A 16,224-nucleotide genomic window follows, 5' to 3' on the forward strand; every position below is an offset into this window, starting at 1 on the left:
GTGCGCTTGGACACCGTCCCCGGTCTACCACGAAGACCGGCCGCCGCCCAGGCTCATCACGGGACGGCGGGAGTCGGATCGGGCCGGTCGGCGCGCACCCGGTCCAGCAGCGCCGCCAGCACCTGTTCGCCCGCGACCGCCCCCGCGTCGGCGGTGACGGCGACGTTCGGCGCCGACCAGCCGAGTTCGTGCAGCTCACCGTGGGCAGGCCGGACGGCGGCGTCGGCGGCCAGCAGCATCGGGATGTCCAGGACCGAGTCGCCAGCGGCCAGCAGCGTCGCCGTCCCGGCCCGGCGGACCACCTCGTCGACGGCCCGCTGCTTGGTCAGCACCGTCGGCACCAGGTACACCTTGCGGCCCTGTACCGACACCGACCAGCCGGCCGCCCGTGCCGCCGCGGTGACGCCGGTCAGGTCCGGGATGGCGGGCCGGTCGTGGGCGACGAGATAGACGAACAGGTCGTCGGCGGCGCGGACCGTCCGGGCCCAGCCGCCGGCGGCGAACCGTTCGGCGAGCGCCAGCATCTCGGCCAGCGGCGCGCCGGCGGCGGCCAGCTGCGCCGCGATCCCGGCCGCCCACGCCGGGTCGGGTGCTCCATCGACGAGCAGGTGCCCGCCGTTGGCCGCGATCGCGTACCGCGGCCGGATGCCCAGGTCGACGCGGCGGTACTGGGCGAGCGTGCGGGTGGTGACGGGAACGACGACGGCGCGGCGATGCAGCTCGGCCAGCAGTGCGAGCTCCCGCGCCGTCGCGAAGGACAGCGGGGCGCCGTCGAGCCGCTCGACCTCGACCAGCTCGACCTCGACCAGCGCGGGCTCGACCAGCGCGGGCTCGACCAGCGCGGGCTCGACCAGCGCGGGCTCGACGGTGCCGGCTGGCGGCAGCAGCGAGCGCCGGGAGAAGATCAGTGTCTTGTCCAGGTCGAGGGCCACCAGGTGGCCGCCTCCCGCCGTCACGAGGCGTCCGAGGGGCCCGGGACATCAGGGATGTCCGAGATATCCGGGACGTCCGGGCGCCAGCGCGCGTTCGGGGTGTGGAACACCGGCGCCGCGCCGACCGGACGCACCAGCCCCACGCACGAGAACGGCAGGTCGGCCATCTCCTCGACCTCGACGCCGCGGTCGGCGGCCAGCGCCAGGACGTGGGGCAGCTCGTCGACGCGGTCCGGGGCGACGAGGATGCGCCACGGCACCCGGCGCAGCAGCACCCGGGTGGTCTCGCCGACCCCGGGCTTCACCATGATCACATCCGGGATGTCGTAGGCGGCGGCGATGCGCTCCACCGCCGCCCAGCCGGCCCAGGTCGGCCGCCGGTCGCCCGCCCACAGCCGCGGCCAGGTCTCGGCGACCTCGTCCGCGACCGCGTCGAACTGCGCGACGACCGTGTCGATGAAGTGCCGGGACAGGTCGTGCGGCGCGAGCTCGCCGTAGTACTTCGCGCCGTGGAAGTCGTTCGGGCCGATGTGCTCGGCGTTGAGGACGGTCCGGCTGACCAGCCCGCTGACCGTGGAGTTCAGGCAGGCGCTCGGGATGAGGAAGTCGTCGCGGGTGCCGTACAGCGGCACGCACCGCGCCGGATCGGCGAGCACGGCGAGGGTGTCGTCGAGGCCGAGACCCGCGACCGCCTCGCTGAGCACCCGCGTCATCACACCCTTGCCCGTCCAGCCGTCGACGAACTGGATCGCCTCGCGGTCGAACCGGTCGGTCAGGTAGCGCACGGCGTTCATGTCCACCCCGCGATCCTTGATCACGGAGATGGCGTGGTGCGGGGTGTCCAGGCCGTGCCGCCAGCCGTACCAGCGGCGCATCAGGATCCCGACCGGCGTTCCGGCCCGGGCGATCGAGACCAGGACCGGCTCGGGCTTCGTGACCCGGACGAGTTCGGCGACCAGCCCCGTGGCCAGCGCCACCCGCCGGGCCGAACGTTCCAGTGCCTGATGGTAGAGGCGGAGGTAACCGGCGTCGGGCTGGTACTCGACGGGCAGGTCCTCGGAGTAGTGCCGGCCGGCCTGCATCGCCTCCTCGCGGTCCTCGGTGGGCCGTTCGAGGTCGACGGCGCTCAGATCGGTGAGCAGGAAGGTGACGTCCGCCGGGTCGTACGAGCCCGAGCCGATCGTCCCCGCGAGCGCGGGGTCGCCCGGCCGCCCGGCCACCGGCGTCGCCGGCCCGGAACCGGTGGCGCTCATCGGGCCTGCTCCGGCCGGGCCGGGCGGTAGGCGGGCAGGGTGAGCACGGCGACCGGGGCGCAGCGGCGCAGCTCGGCGACGAGGCCCGCCGGGTCGGCGACCGGCGCGGGCGAGGCGGCGTCCGCGCCGGAGTCGACGATCAGGACGATGTCGTCGTAGACGCCGGGACGGACGTTGTAGACGTGGCTGACCCGGCTCGGGTCGTCCGGCGCCGGGAACGTGAGCGCCGCCCGGATGGCGTAGCCCTCGACGTCGACCGGATGGACCGGCGAGCGGGTCGTCGACTGGTAACGGACCTCGCCGAAGCCGGCGGCGGCCAGCGTGTCCGCGATCCGCATCGGGGTGTACATCAGTTCCTCCGTCCCAAGGACGAGTGTGCGGCCGTCCGGCCGGGTCAGCGCCGCGCGCACGGCGGCGGCGACCGGTGCCAGGGCGTCGTCGAGCCGGCGCCGATGAGCCGGCGACCAGCCGTACCGGCCGCCTTCGGGCAGGTCCGCCGGCCAGTCCGCGGCCAGCCACCGAACCGGATGGCCGGCCTGGACGGACGCGGAGACCCGGGCGGGCGCGGAAACCTGGACGGACGGCGACACCTGGACGGGCGGCGACACCTGGGCGGGCGGCGACACCTGGGTAGGCGGCGCGGCCCCGGCGAGGCGGGCGCGGATGCTCGCCGCCCGGTCGGCGATCTCGGGCGGCACCGTGACGGTGGCCGCGATCAGGGCGACGACCTCGATCCGGACGCCGAGCTCGGTGGCGAGCTCGGCGAACGCCGTGCGCGCCGCGGCCGGCCGGGCGTCGACGAGGGTCGCCACCACGTAGCGCCCGCGAGGGGCGTGGGCGTGCAGGATGCGGATCGTGCCGAGGGCGGTCCGGCCGGTGGACAGCTCGTCGTCGACGAGCACGATCGGCTCGCCGCCGCGCAGGATCGCCGGGTCCTCGGGGACCAGCCAGTGGTGGGAGGCGTGCGAGTGCGACTCGGTGAACTCCAGCACCGGCGGCACTCCGGACAGGCCCCGCCGGGTGGTGTGCAGGTAATGGCTACCCGCCAGGCCGTCGGCGACGGCGTGGCCAAGCGCCGTCGCCGTCTCGCAGTAGCCGATGACGAGCGGCCCCGTCCGCACGCCACCGTCGTGGCGGGCCGCGGCGGCGGCCGCGCCGTCGGCGGGGAAGTCGGGCAGAGCCCGTACCAGCGCCGCGAGGTCCGCGCCGGCGGCCAGGCCCGCACCCGGCGCGACCGGCAGGTGCTTGCCGAGCACCCGGCTGACCAGCAGGTGGGCGCGGCGCGGGTTGCGCCGCAGGGCCAGCCCGACCAGCGCGTCCAGGCCCCCGCCGCGCACGTCCGCGCTGACCTCGACGGCGAGTCCCAGCTCCGCCCACAGCCAGCCCGGGTCCGCCGGCACCGGCGTCGTCGTGGTCATCGGGCGGTCCCCACGCCGCTGTGGCCGCGGGTCGCCGCCAGCACCTCGACGAAGGTGTCCCCCTCGCGCAGGACCCCGAACGCCCTGGCCCGGCGTAGCACCGCCTCGGCCCAGGCCCGGTGCGGGCGCAGCTCGTTCATCTTGTTCGCGTAGCTGCTCGGGCGGACCCCGCCGGAGTCCCCGGCGAGGATCGTCTCGGCATCGGTGAACTCCTCCTGGCTGACGACGTGCAGCGCGTGCACGGCCGGGACGTGGCTGGGATGGATCACGGTCTTGCCGATCAGACCGTTGGCCCTGTCCAGGACGACCTCCCGGATCAGCCGGTCGAGGTCGGCCGAGACCAGCGCGCTGCGCATCCGGATCGCCTCCTGGCTGCCGTCGACCCGGTCGGCCTGCTCGAACGGAGTCACCCGCAGCGAGCTGACGAACAGGCGCTCCGGCTGGGCGAAGTACTCCCACACCGGGCCGGTGACGATGTGATCGCCGCCGCGGGCGCAGATGTTCACGATGTCGGCGATGCAGTCGCGGACCACGGCGATGTCGTAGATCGTCAGGTCCCGGTCCCGGCGCAGCCCGAACAGCCCGCACAGGTCGGTGGCGCCGAGCCGGATCGCGAGAACCTGCTCGGCGTGTTTGTCGACCAGTCGCCGCACGGCCGTGAGCGCCTCGACCCGGGTCTCCCGATTGATCACCGGTGGGCTTTCCAGCACCGGCATCGCCCACAGCGGCCGGCCGACGATGTCGGAGGCCCGCAGCACCGCCTCCAACCCCGCCTCGCCGCCCTCCTCGGCGAACTTGGGCAGGACGAACCCGGCGAGGCAGCGGGCCCCGCCCGGACCGAGCCGCGCGATCAGGTCCGGGATCTGCCCGACGGCGCGCACCCGGACGAACAGCAGGGGCAGCCCGTCGCCGGAGCGCGGCGGGTCGTCGGCGAGCGAGCGCAGCGCCGCGACGACGTTGGCCTCGGCGTCGGCCACCTCGGTGTCGGCGATCGAGTCCTCGAGGCAGAGCACCATCGAGTTCACCCCGGCCGCGCTCTGCCGGCGCACGTCGAACGCCAGGTGGGGCCTGGTGCCCGGCGCGTACAGCGTCGCGCCGAGCGCGGTGGCCAGCAGCCGGCGGTCCCCATCGACGGCGATCTCCTCCGGCGGACGGTGGAACAGGATCTTGATCGTCTCGTTGTCGAGGAAGGCGAAGTGGCGCAAGCGACGTTCCCCTCGTGAAAGGCGGCGGCGTCGCTCGACCAAGGTCCCCGGTTCGGTGTGCGCCGGCCGGACTGGCAAGATCGTCAAACGTCGCCTTTCGGGTGACGGTACCTGCCCGGGGGCGTCTGACAACAGACAACGACAACCGTCAGTCAGCCGACATTCGGCGGTCACCCTGGGGTCATCAGCAAGCAGCCGACCTGCGGCTGAGCAACCCTCAACGGGTCGGGCCGGGACGGATCCCTCCGTCCCGGCCCGACGATCTGCCGTTGGCGCGCCCTGCGTCCGGTCAGCTTGCTCCGGTGCCGAACAGCTTCTTGTACTCGGCGGCGGACTTCGGGTTCTGGCCGCCGTTCGTGATCGTCGAGCAGACGTTGCCGGGGGTGGGATCGCTGAAGTAGGCGTCGTAGCCCATCACGTCGCCAGCCGCCTTGAACGTCTCGAACATCTTCTGGATGTAGAACGGGTTGTCGCCGCCACCGTCACCGCTGCAGGAGGCCACGCCCCATTCGCCGACCCCGACCTTCTTGCCGTGCTCCCGGGCGAACCGGATCACGTAGCACAGGCCGTTGACGTCCTCGCACTGCTTGTTCCACGTCGCGTCGTCCTTCGACGGCGGGAAGTGGTCGTAGGCGTCGATGCCGACGTAGTCAACGTACTCGTCGCCGGGGTAGGCGCCCCACGGGCTGTTACCGGTGGGCACCGGGGAGTTGTGCGCGTTGAACGTCCAGTCGATCTTCACCTGCGGGTCGGTGGACTTGATGGCCGCCGAGATCTTCTGGAAGCAGGTGCGGAACGTCGCCGGGTCGGCGTCGGTGTGCCAGTACATGAACGTGCCGTTGAACTCCCAGCCGATCCGGACGATGGAGTCGCCCCGGCCGTGCTGGACCAGGAAGCTGCCCAGCTTCTTCCACTGGCCGTCGTACTCACCGCGGGCGCAGGCTCCGTTGTCGCCCTGCCCCTTGGGGTAGGTCGGCTCGCTGATCAGCAGCTTGCCGGCGAACCCCTTGAACAGGTCGACCGGCCAGGTCGGCTCCACAAGCCCGCCCCAGCCCGAGGTGCGGTCGGTGTAGACGTGGACGAGGTCGTTGGGCCGCCCGCGCCAGTTGCCGAACTCCGTGAGCTGCGCGAGCTGGTGCGACTGGAACCCGGACAGCCAGGGCAGGCCCGACTTGGTCCCACCGGCGTCGATCTCCGGCGCGCCGCCGGCAGCCGGGGCGGCCGCGCCGGTCGTGGGGGTCGGGCTTGCCGGCGGGACCGTCGGCAGCCCGGCGGCCGACGGCGAGGCGGCCGAGGCCGACGGCGAGGCGGCGCCGAACTGCCGGCGGCCACCCTTGCCCACGGCGGCGAACGGGCTCGCGGTCGGGCTGGGCGACGCGGTCACGTCGGCAGTGGGCGACGGCTGCGGCGCGGCGCTCGGCGTCGGCGATCCCGCGGCGTCCGGACTCGGCGACGCGGTGCCGGGGCTCGCCGAGGCGGCGGTGCCCGTGGTGCCCGTCGCAGTGGTGGTGCCCGTCGCGGTGGTGGTGCCCGTCGCGGTGGTGGTGTCGGAGCGCTGCACGGGGACGTCGGGCAGGGCCGGCGCCTCCTTGAACTCCTTCGCCGCCGCCTCGGGGCCGGTCACGTCGAGGGCGTCGGCGGCGGTGGCGCCACCCTGGCTCGCCTTGACGTTGACCGTGCCCTTGAAGTCCGCCGGGACCCGGAAGCCCAGGATGAAGCGGCCGTCGGCGTCCGCCTTGGTCAGCGCGCTGCCGCCCAGGCTGGTGGTCTCGGCGGCGACGGTGACGTCGTCTCCGGCGGCGAAGTCACGCCCGCCGACGAGCACGATGTCCTCGTCGAACAGGACCAGCGTGATGCGGCTGCGGGCCTGCGGGGTCATCGTGGAGATCGGGACCCCGGGCTGGACGGTGCCGGCGGGCTCGGTCGAGGCCGTCGGGCTGGCGCTCGGCGACACCGCGCTCGGCAGCGTCGGGGACGGCTGCGGACTCGGCGTCTCGCCCGCGGCCTGCGCCAGCGGGGTGACCGCCCCCAGCAGACCGAGGACGAACACCGACACCAGGCCCAGCCGGGCACTGGTACGGACCGGCCGGCGGGCCCGGCGGCGGCCGGGGCCGCGGCGGCCGGGCGCGCCACGAGGTCGAGTGGGCGGGGAGACCGAACGGCCGACCGGAGGGGACGGTCGGCGACGAGAGGTCGAGACCATGCTCGCGCGCTGCCTTTCGGAGTTGGCGTGAGACGCACCCGCCGAGCGCGCCGCGCACCGACAACGGAGCATGGTCGGATCACGACCGTTGATGGGGCGTCCCCTCCGAGTTGCCGCCTGCGCGGCCACTCAGCGCGCCATCAGAGTTCGACGAAACCGCGGCGGGCGCGTCGACCGGGCTGCCACTGCGGCCCGTCCGTGACGCCGACCGTCTCCGACCTCGGGGTCAGGACGGTTCGACAGATGCTCCGACCGGGTGGCGAACACCCACCTGGCCGGTACTGGAACTACGCGTGATGGACCCAATCGTAAGGGGCACACCGCCTGCAAGGAACAGCACTAGGACGAATACTTTCCGTGGTAGTGCCATCATTGCAGATCTGGTGTGACATCTCCGCACGGCCGCCGCCAGAAGACAACACTTACCCAAATCACAGCACGGAGAAACGTGATCTGACCGGGGCGGAACGGCCGTTCAGCGGACGACCAGATCCTCGTCGGCGGGATGCGTGACGGTCCAGCCGGTGGGGGCCACCAGCGCCGGCAACAGCCGGACGCCCCACGGCAACTGCGCCCCATCCAGCGTGACGTCGATGGTGCGGGTGACGGCCTGATCGACGGCGGCCAGGCGGGACAGCTCGTGGGCCTCGGCGGCCACCCGCGGCGGCGCGGCGCCCGGCCGCGCGAACAGGATCAGCTCGCCGACCGGGCCGGAGGTGCGCACCTGAACCCGCATGGTCCGCCGCCGCCAACCGGATCGGCTCACCGTGTAGGTAACCGTCGGCTGAATCAGCGCACCGACATCCGACCCGAGCGGCACCGGTCCGGTCACTACCGGACCGCCCGCCGCGCCCGCCGAGGCCCCGGAACCGGCCGGGGCCCCGGGCATCGCCGGAGCACCGGGCATCGCCGGGGCACCGGGCATCGCCGGGGCACCGGGGGCACCGCGGCCGTCCGACCCGCCGGGACCGTCGGGGACGACCGGCTGCCCCGCGCCGGGACCGGGTCCCCCCGGTGCCGCGCCACCGGGACCGAGCGGGCCGAGCGGGCCGGGCGCGCCGGGCGCGCCGGGCGCGAACCGCCCGTGCCACGCCTGCGCCGGGCCGCCCGCGGCCGGCATGCTCCGGCCGGCCGGCGGGAGCAGAGGCAGCGGCAGCCCGCCGAGCGGGGTCGTGGGCGGGTTGTCCCCATGCGCGGACCCCCGGGTCCCGCCCGGCTGGGGGACCCCCGCCACCGGATGGCGGGCGCCGACCGGCACGGGCATCGGGACCGCGCCGGTGCGCGGCTGGGCCGGGCCCCCGAGCGGGTGCGCGGCGGTGATCGGATCGGAGCCGGGCGGGTCGGACCCGGCGATGGGCCGCCCCGCGAACGGACCGCCGAGGATGCTCCCGGGCCCTCCCCCCGGTCCACCGACGACGTGACCGCCGGTGGCGGGCCCGGATGCCGTGGGAAGCGGCGGCGGCGGGTCGCTGCGGGTCGCGGGCCGGGCCAGCACCGCCACCCCCGCGGTCGCGACGCGGGCGATCCCACCCGCCCGGTACATCGGATAGGCGGCCACGTGGTAGGCCCAGCCGTCCGCCGGGGCGGCGAGATGCCAGCCGCCCTTGATCTCCAGGCTGGTGTTGGTGACCTTGGCGCTGGCGGCGTACGGGTCGTCCGGGCCGGTGGGCGTCCGGTCCCGCCGCCAGAGCACCCGCGCCTCGGTCACCCCGGGCGGCATCTGGAAGGACAGCACGATCGACTCGCCGCGGTCATCGGCGCGCAGGTCGCGCACGGGCTCGATCACCACGTGCCGCACGGCCCGGCCGACGACGGCCGACTCCCCGTGCACCGTCACCGGGGTGTAGATCACCTCGCCGACCGGGGCGGACTCCGCGGCCTGCCCGGCGCGGCTGGCGCCGACCAGGCGGACGGGCCCGGTGATGGCGGCGAGCTGCACGTCGTCGCCCTCGCCGCCGAGGCCGCCGAGGGGCAGCGGGCCGGAGCCGGGCATCGCCAGGGGGCCCGAGCCGGCGCCGGGCAGCGGCAGCGGGCCGGAGCCCGAGCCCGGCACCAGCCGCGGACCGGTGTTCCCGGTGCCGCCGGCGGGACCCGACGCGACCGGCGTCGCGTAGATCCGCACCTCCCAGCCGGGCGGGGGCGTCCAGCGCAGCGTGGTGCGCCCGCTGGTGGTGACGGCGGCGAGATCCTGCACCGGCCGGGGCCGGGCGGTCACCTCGACCTCGGCCTCGGCGCCGGGCGTGCGGACGGGGCGCCCGGCCGCGTCGTGGTACTCGACGAAGACGTGGTAACGGTACGTCACGCCGACGACGACGTCCGTGTCGTGGAACACGCCGCCGGTGACCCGGGCCCGCCGGGGCGGCTGGCTGACGGGCGAGCCGGGCGCGAGGGTCCGCTCGACGGTGACGACCGACAGGGCGCCGTCGAGCTGCCAGCCCAGCCGGATCCCGGCGGCGGTCCGCTCGGCGCGCAGCTCGGCGAGGTCACGGGTGCAGACCACGGGCGCGGAGGCGACCGGCTCGGAGCGGCGCTCGCCGCAGATCGCGGTGACCTCGTGCCGCACCGGCGTCCACGCCGGCGCGCCGGCGTCGTAGAGCTCGGTGGAGCGGGTGGTGCCCAGGCTGCGCCGGCCCAGCGTCGCCCCGCCACCCTCGACGAGCACGACGCGCTCCACCCGATAGGAGACGGGGCCGCCGACGGACGGCGACGCCCGCCAGCGCACCTGCACCGAACCGTCGGGGCCGGCGACCGCGACGAGGTCCGACGGCGGCGACAGCGGCAGCGCCGCCAACGCCGCGAGCGCCTCCCGGTTGTCCGCGGCGGTGGCGAGCACCGCGGCCAGGGCGGCCTCCTGGGCCTCGGGCGGCAGCGCCCGGGCGGCCTCCACCCGCCGGCGGATCACTGCCTGGGCGGCGATGAGCTCGGCCAGCACCTCCGCCGGGCTGCGGCCGTCCGGACCGGGCACGTCCGCCGCCTGCGCGGCGAGCCAGCGGGCGTCGTCGAGGGCGGCGTCGGCCCGGTTGGCCGCGCGCGCCTCGGACAGGGCCCGCCAGCCGGCGTCGGCCGCGCCGAGCGCCGCGGACACCCGGGCGCCGAGCTCGTCGGCGGCGCCGGCGACGGGGCCACCGACGGCGACCAGCACGGGGCGGGCGGCGGCGAGCAGCTCACCGGCCTCGCGGGGGCGTCCGCCCTCGAGCGCGCGGCGCACGGCGGCGAGCGCCTCGGCCGCCTCTCGGGCCTGGCGCAGGCTGTGCCCGCAGTGCCGGCAGACCACCGCGGCGGCCTCGGTCATCGAGCCGCAGGACGGGCAGGTCGTGTAGAGGTCGGTGTCGCAGTACCGGCAGTGCCGGGCGGCGCCGGCCGCCTCCGGGCGCCCGCAGCCGGGGCAGACGACGTAGTCGACGACCCCGCCGACGTTGACCGCGGCGCCGAGCTCCCGCGCCACCCCGAGCACCACGGACTTCGCCTGTGCCGCGGTGAGCCCGCGCCCGGTGGCCAGCGCCGCGCGGACGAGGCCCTCGAAGGCGACGGCGGTGAGCTCACCGTCGAGGACGACGTGTTCCTCGACCGCGGGGCGCAACTCGTCGGCGGCGTCCGCCATCAGGCCGACCGTGTAGGCGGCCGGATCACCCTCGACCAACCGGGTCGAGACGAGGGCCAGCAGGTCGGCCGTGACCGTCTTCTCCCGGTCGTGCGGGCGGCGGCTGTTGGCGGCCGCCACCGCGGCGTAGGCGGCGGACAGCCGTTCCAGCGAGGCGTCGGGGGCGAGCCCGAGGAACGCCCACAGCGACGCGCTGGACACCCGGTCGCCGCCGCGCAGGGCGCGCAGTTCGGCCAACCGCTCGGCGATCTGGCGGCGGACCTCGGGGGGCAGCGGCTCCACCCCGCCGCCGACCCCGTCGACGATGATCTGCTCCCGGCTGAGCCGGGCGTCGAACTCCTCGACGGTCACCCCGGCGGCGACGGCGAGCCGACGCAGGCCGTCGACGCGGGAGGCGGGGATGCCGCCGAAGCGTTCCCGAACGGTGGCGAGGTAGCCGTCGACCTTGGCCAGCCGCTCCGCGTCACCGCTGCGCCGGGCGGCGAGCACGTGGGCGCGGACCCGCTCGCGGGACTCCGCGTCGCGCAGCGGCTCCTCCCACTCCCCGCGGCGACGCACCAGCTCGGTGGCGAGCGTGGCGTACTTGGCCGAGTTGCGCTCCCGCTGCAGAAAGGCGAGGACGCGGACGAGATGGGCTCCGATGTCGGAGTCGGTATACGGCACGGTGGGGTCGAGACCGGCGATGAGAAAGGGGTCGGCGGTGTCCAGGAAGGAGCCCGCCCGCAGCGGTGCGAGCACCCGCTGGCGATAGCCGCTGCCGTCGAACGCCGCGCTCAAGGATCCACCTTCGTCCCACGTGACCGCCGTGCCCTCCGGACGGACCGGCAACCGGCCCGTCTTCGGGCGCCGAACGCGGGGCGGCAGTTTACCGCCCCACACCCGACAGGCCCCACACCCGAGAGTACGAAGCGGCGCCCCGCCCCGGGTCCCGGACGCCGCGGACGCCCAGCCCGGTCCTTGCGGATCGGCGGCCCGGTATCGCCGTCTGGCGACGATTGGCGGGCCCTGACCGTGCGTCCCGGCTGACCCTACCGACTACGGGGCCGACACCCGGAAGCGCCTGCGTACGTGGGAAATTGGCAGCTCATAACACTTCTCGAGCGGTTTTTTCCCGGGCCGTGGGAGAAGTCCCTGGTCGCGGGATCGACCGGCTCAGTCCCGCTGCTTGAGCAGACTGACCTTCGCCGACTCGGTTGCGCGCATCTCCTCCGAACCGACCCCGGCACGCACCTGAAGGACCAGCGCGGTGGCGGCACCCTCGTGCGCCGCGGTAACCCGAATTGTCTGGTCCCCCGCCATCGCGAAGGTGACCTCGACCGGCGTGCCGCGCTGGTGACCCGGCGGAATTCCGGAGATCGCCCCGGCGACGATCACCTTGTTGTCGTCGATCGCCGTCGATTCGGCCGTGGTCCCCTGCTCGAAGACCCGGATGTCGACCTCGGCCTGATCGTCGGTCACGGTGTAGAAGGTGCGGGTCACCGAGATCGGCAGCGGGTCGTTCTGGTGGGCGAGGAAGGCCGCGACCGGCACACCGCGGTCCTCCGCGAAGATCCCGAAGCCGCGGGAGGTGACGTTGGTGACCTTGGTGCGGACGAGGTCGACCACGGCCGCGGTCGCGAGCCCCGCGGCGTCGGCGCTGGCCGCCGCCGCCTTCTCCACCTCGGCGGCGTCGGCCGCGGCGAGGTCCTGATCGGGCCGCAGCGCCCCGCTGGCCACCAGGTCGGAGTGGACCTCGCGTTCGAGGGCCTTCTTCTGCCCGTACACGGCGGCGCCCTTGGCCACCGCCAGATCCGGGTCGACGAGCCGGGACGTGAGCCCGAAGGACTCCTGCAACCGGCGGCCGACCGCCGGGGTCTTGCTCATGCCGCCCACCAGCAGGCACAGGTCGATCTTCTCGACGCCCTTCTCCCGGGCCCGCTCCAGCACGGAACCCGTCAGGTCCAGGGTGCGGCGCAGCAGCGGCCCGGTGATCTCCTCGAACGTCGCCCGGGTCACCGGCACGCTCACCCGCTTGCCCTTGTGCACGACGAGGACGTCGACGCTGTCCCGTCCGGACAGCGCGAGCTTGGCGTCCTCGGCCGCGGTGAGCAGCTCCTGCTCGTCGTAGACGTCGTCGAGGGGGTCGCCCGCGTCCGGCTGGGCCTCGGTGAACTTCTGCGCCAGGTAGCGGACGAGCTCGTTGTCCCAGTCCGCACCGCCGAGTTCGTGGTCACCGTCGGTGGCCACCACGGTGATCGCACCCTCACTCAGCCGGATGACCGTGGTGTCGAACGTGCCGCCACCGAGGTCGTAGACCAGGACGGTCGACTCCTCCGCGCCGTCCTGGCCGAAGCCGTACGCGAACGCCGCGGCCGTGGGCTCGTTGATGATGTCGACCACGTTCAGCCCGGCCAGCTCGCCGGCGAGCTTGGTCGCCTTGCGCTCCTCGTCACCGAAGTACGCCGGCACGGTGATCACCGCGTCCGTGACCGGGGTACCGGTCGCCCGCTCGGCGTCGGCGGCGAGCGCCTTGAGCACGAGGCTCGACACCGCGGAGGCGCTGTACTCCACGTCGTGCGCGACGAAGCGCCAGTCGGACGCGCCCATGTGCCGCTTGACCAGCCGCGCGACGTCGTCGGGGCGGATGCGGGCCTGCCGCTTGGCCTGAGTGCCCACCACGAAGGACGTGGCGCCCTCGCCACCGCCGTCGAACAACACGACCGACGGCGTCGTGGGCTGGGACTCGATGTTGCGGATCACGTCCGGCCGGCCGTACTCGTCGACCTGGGCGATGCAGGAGTAGGTCGTGCCCAGGTCGATCCCGAACACCTTGGTACCCGCCACCGTCTGAACTCTTCCCTTCGCAAGTCTCGTCAGCGTTCGCCGCCACCGCGACTCAGCGCGTGCGGTAGACCTCGGTCTCCGCGGGCCGGACGACGGTCGTCTCGCCACGGACGAAGCCGGGGCGCACGGTGCGGGCGATAGTCCCGTCCCGTCCCGGATCGTCCGTGGCCNCCCGCCGCACACCGAGATGCCGCGCCGGGTCGAAGGTCCCGCCCGGTACCGCTGTGTACGGCCGCACGTCCACGGCCAGGTCCAGCACCTGGAGGAGCTGCTTGCGCAGGATGCCGGCGACGCTCTGCGGATCGTCCGCCCCCAGGCTACCCATCTGATCGTGGAGCCGGATCAGGCCCCGCAGCAGCGGCGCCATCGCCTCGGTGAGCTCCCCGGCCCGCAGGCGGCTGTTCTCCGCATGCAGCCGGTCCACCAGCTCCGCATCGTGGCGGCGCAGCCGGGCGAGCTCGTCGACCTGGCCGGCGAGGCGCTCGAGGGCCACCGCCTGGATCGCGCCGATCGACCCGGCCAGGTCCCCGTCTCCCGCCGACCCGGCATCCTCATGACGACCGGCAGCGTCCTCACGGCCGGTATCCCTGCGGTTGAGATCCTGGTGACGACCGACTTCGCCGCTCCGACCGCCCGCCACCTGCGCCGTCAACATTCCGTCCGCATCATCGTCGAAGCCGGGAACGGACGGGCCCGGCAGCCCGCCGACGCGCGCCGCACCTCCACGGGTCCCGCCGTCCGGCAGGGAACCGCCGGCATGATCCGATCCCTCGGCATGATCCGATCCACCGAGATAGTCCGAGTCACCGAGGTAGCCCGAGTCACCGGGGAAGTCCGAGTCTCCGAGGTAGCCCGAGTCACCGGGGAAGTCCGAGTCGCCGGGGTAGCCCGAGTCACCGGAGAAGTCCGAGTCACCGGAGAAGTCCGAGTCGCCGGGATGATCCGGTCCTCCGTGGTAGTCCGCCTCCGCGGGATCGTCCACCTCGTCGTGGTACCTCTCGCCCGCCGGGCTCGCCACGTCGTCGTGGTCGCCGCCGCCCCGGACCGCTGGCGACCCGATGTCCCCCACCTCGACGGAACTCGACCCGCCCGCACCGGACCCGGCGTCGGCGGCGTGGTCGGCGTCACGCCCGCCGGGATCCGCATAGTCGCCGGGATCCGCATAGTCGCCGGGATCCGCATAGTCGCCGGGCGCTGTCAGCGGGCCCGTCGCCGGCGATAGGGCGAAACCGGCCGCCCGCAGCGCGTCGTCGTCGACGCCGCGGGCGATCGCCCCGGCCTCGCCCGCGCCCCACGCGCTGCCCGTCCCCCACGCCTCGGCTACCGGTGCATCGCCCTGCACCGCCTCGACATCCCGCACCGGCCCAGCACCGTGCACCGACCCAGCACCTTGCACCGGCCCAACATCCTGCGCCGATCCAACACCCAGGGTCGGCCCAGGGCGCTGCGCCGGCCCGGCGAGATCGGCATACCCGCCGGCCGCCGCCACCATCGGGTCGTCGGGCCGCGCCCCGTGGGGATACTTGCCCGGGTTGTGGCGCTCCCCCGGCGCGAGCAGATCCGGGTAGTCCAGGCGGCGGGAACGCTCCAGCTCCTGCGGGTACAGGCGCCGGCCGCCGGCCCGCCGCGGGCCGCCGGGGTCCGACTCGGGGACCGGCTCGACACCGCCGGGCCAGGTGGGCTCAGCGCGGCCCGAGTGATCCGGATCCGCGAAGTCGGCCTCGTGGGCAGGCTCGGCTCGACGACCGGAGTCAGCCCAACGGGCAGGCTCGGCCAGGTGCTGGGGATCGGTGGCGTAGCGCCGGACGGCGGGCGGGTAGGGCTCGCCGCGGTGACCGCCGGCCGGCTCGTCGCGCCAGTGCCCGCCCTCGTAGCCGTCGTCCGCGGGCCCCGCGTCGGTGGCGGCTGTATCCGCCGCCGCACCCCCGAAGGCATCGGCGGAGGAGCCGAGGGCGTCGGCCGCGGAGTCCAGGGCGCCGCCGGCGTGAGGCGCGGCGTCGGCGTAGGGGACGCCGGCGACATAAGGGGAGCTGTCGGCATACGAACCGGCGTCGGCATACGAATCGGCGTCGGCGTACGAACCGGCGTCGGCGGCGGGGCCTGGGGTGTCATCGGCGTGGCGGACGTCCGCGGTACCGGCACGGTCGCGTCCCGCGGGCTCGTACGAGTTGATCGGCGGGGCGGAGCCCAGGGGCGGCACCCCGAATCCGCGCACCCCCACCGGCACGGACTCGTCCCAGCCCACGCCGGCCCCAGGGGGGGCCTCTCCACCCGCCTCGGGACGCCCGCCGGAGCCGTGGGTGCGGTCGGGCAGGTCAAAGTAGTCTCTCGGACCATGGTCGGCCGGCCGCGGATCCCAGCCGCGGAGCAGGTCGTCGCGCCGCGACCCGGGGTCCCGCCCCGACCGCTCGAAGGCCCCCCGGTCGTGGACCGCCCGGTCGTGGACCGCCCAGTCGTGGACCGCCCGGTCGTGGACCGCCCGGTCGTGGGCCGCCCGGTCCGCAGGATGGTCCGGTCCCCGCCAGGCCGAGTAGTCGTCCGCGCCGAACGGCTCCAGCCCATCCCGTGCCCCCCGCGGGTCACGGCCCGACTCGCCGGGGGCCGCGAGCGGATCCGGGTCCGACGGGTCGGGCTCCAGCGACTCCGGATCCAGCGACTCCGGATCCAGGGGATCGGGAACCAGGGGATCGGGAACCAGGTGGTCCGGCGGGCCGGAGCGCGGCCCGCCGGGCGGGAACCAGCTTGCCCGGCCGCGGGACGCGGGATCGCGACGTGACTGGAACATCGGG

The 16,224-nt window shown here is 74.8% G+C and carries 7 protein-coding genes; all 7 read right to left on the reverse strand.

From position 1 onward, the window contains the following. Window positions 1–56: 56 nt before the first annotated feature. The 7 genes from FF36_RS20075 to FF36_RS20105 all read right to left on the reverse strand — a co-directional run bounded on the left by FF36_RS20075 (window position 57) and on the right by FF36_RS20105 (window position 13,435). Complete coding sequence (locus FF36_RS20075; protein ID WP_044886674.1) at window positions 57–956, reverse strand: HAD family hydrolase; 900 nt, start codon at window positions 954–956, stop codon at window positions 57–59. Further along, the gene (locus tag FF36_RS20080; protein WP_242422657.1) at window positions 953–2,185 is read right to left on the reverse strand and encodes a cysteine protease StiP family protein; all 1,233 of its coding nucleotides are present in this window, start codon (window positions 2,183–2,185) and stop codon (window positions 953–955) included. Before FF36_RS20080 ends, FF36_RS20075 begins: the two co-directional genes overlap by 4 nt. After that, window positions 2,182–3,603, reverse strand: a complete 1,422-nt coding sequence (locus tag FF36_RS20085; RefSeq protein ID WP_044886675.1) for a phosphoribosyltransferase family protein — start codon at window positions 3,601–3,603, stop codon at window positions 2,182–2,184. Before FF36_RS20085 ends, FF36_RS20080 begins: the two co-directional genes overlap by 4 nt. Next, window positions 3,600–4,808, reverse strand: coding sequence for an HpcH/HpaI aldolase/citrate lyase family protein (locus FF36_RS20090; protein ID WP_044886676.1), 1,209 nt, complete (start codon window positions 4,806–4,808; stop codon window positions 3,600–3,602). Before FF36_RS20090 ends, FF36_RS20085 begins: the two co-directional genes overlap by 4 nt. Before the next feature lie 289 nt (window positions 4,809–5,097). Next, window positions 5,098–6,864, reverse strand: a complete 1,767-nt coding sequence (locus FF36_RS20095) for a glycosyl hydrolase (protein WP_082122079.1) — start codon at window positions 6,862–6,864, stop codon at window positions 5,098–5,100. Between the two features lie 622 nt (window positions 6,865–7,486). Further along, complete coding sequence (locus FF36_RS20100) at window positions 7,487–11,389, reverse strand: zinc ribbon domain-containing protein (RefSeq protein WP_044886678.1); 3,903 nt, start codon at window positions 11,387–11,389, stop codon at window positions 7,487–7,489. 375 nt (window positions 11,390–11,764) lie between these two features. Next, window positions 11,765–13,435 (reverse strand): Hsp70 family protein, encoded by a 1,671-nt coding sequence (locus FF36_RS20105; RefSeq protein ID WP_044886679.1) that lies wholly within the window; start codon window positions 13,433–13,435, stop codon window positions 11,765–11,767. Window positions 13,436–16,224 lie beyond the last annotated feature (2,789 nt).

Origin of the sequence: Frankia torreyi, from assembly GCF_000948395.1 — a bacterium.
In the GTDB taxonomy this organism is placed as follows: Bacteria; Actinomycetota; Actinomycetes; order Frankiales; family Frankiaceae; genus Frankia; species Frankia torreyi.

Bases quoted from the DNA above. Each gene is read 5' to 3' on its own strand.
- FF36_RS20080 (WP_242422657.1), bottom strand. From the start codon at position 2,185: ATGAGCGCCACCGGTTCCGGGCCGGCGACGCCGGTGGCCGGGCGGCCG.
- FF36_RS20085 (WP_044886675.1), bottom strand. From the start codon at position 3,603: ATGACCACGACGACGCCGGTGCCGGCGGACCCGGGCTGGCTGTGGGCG.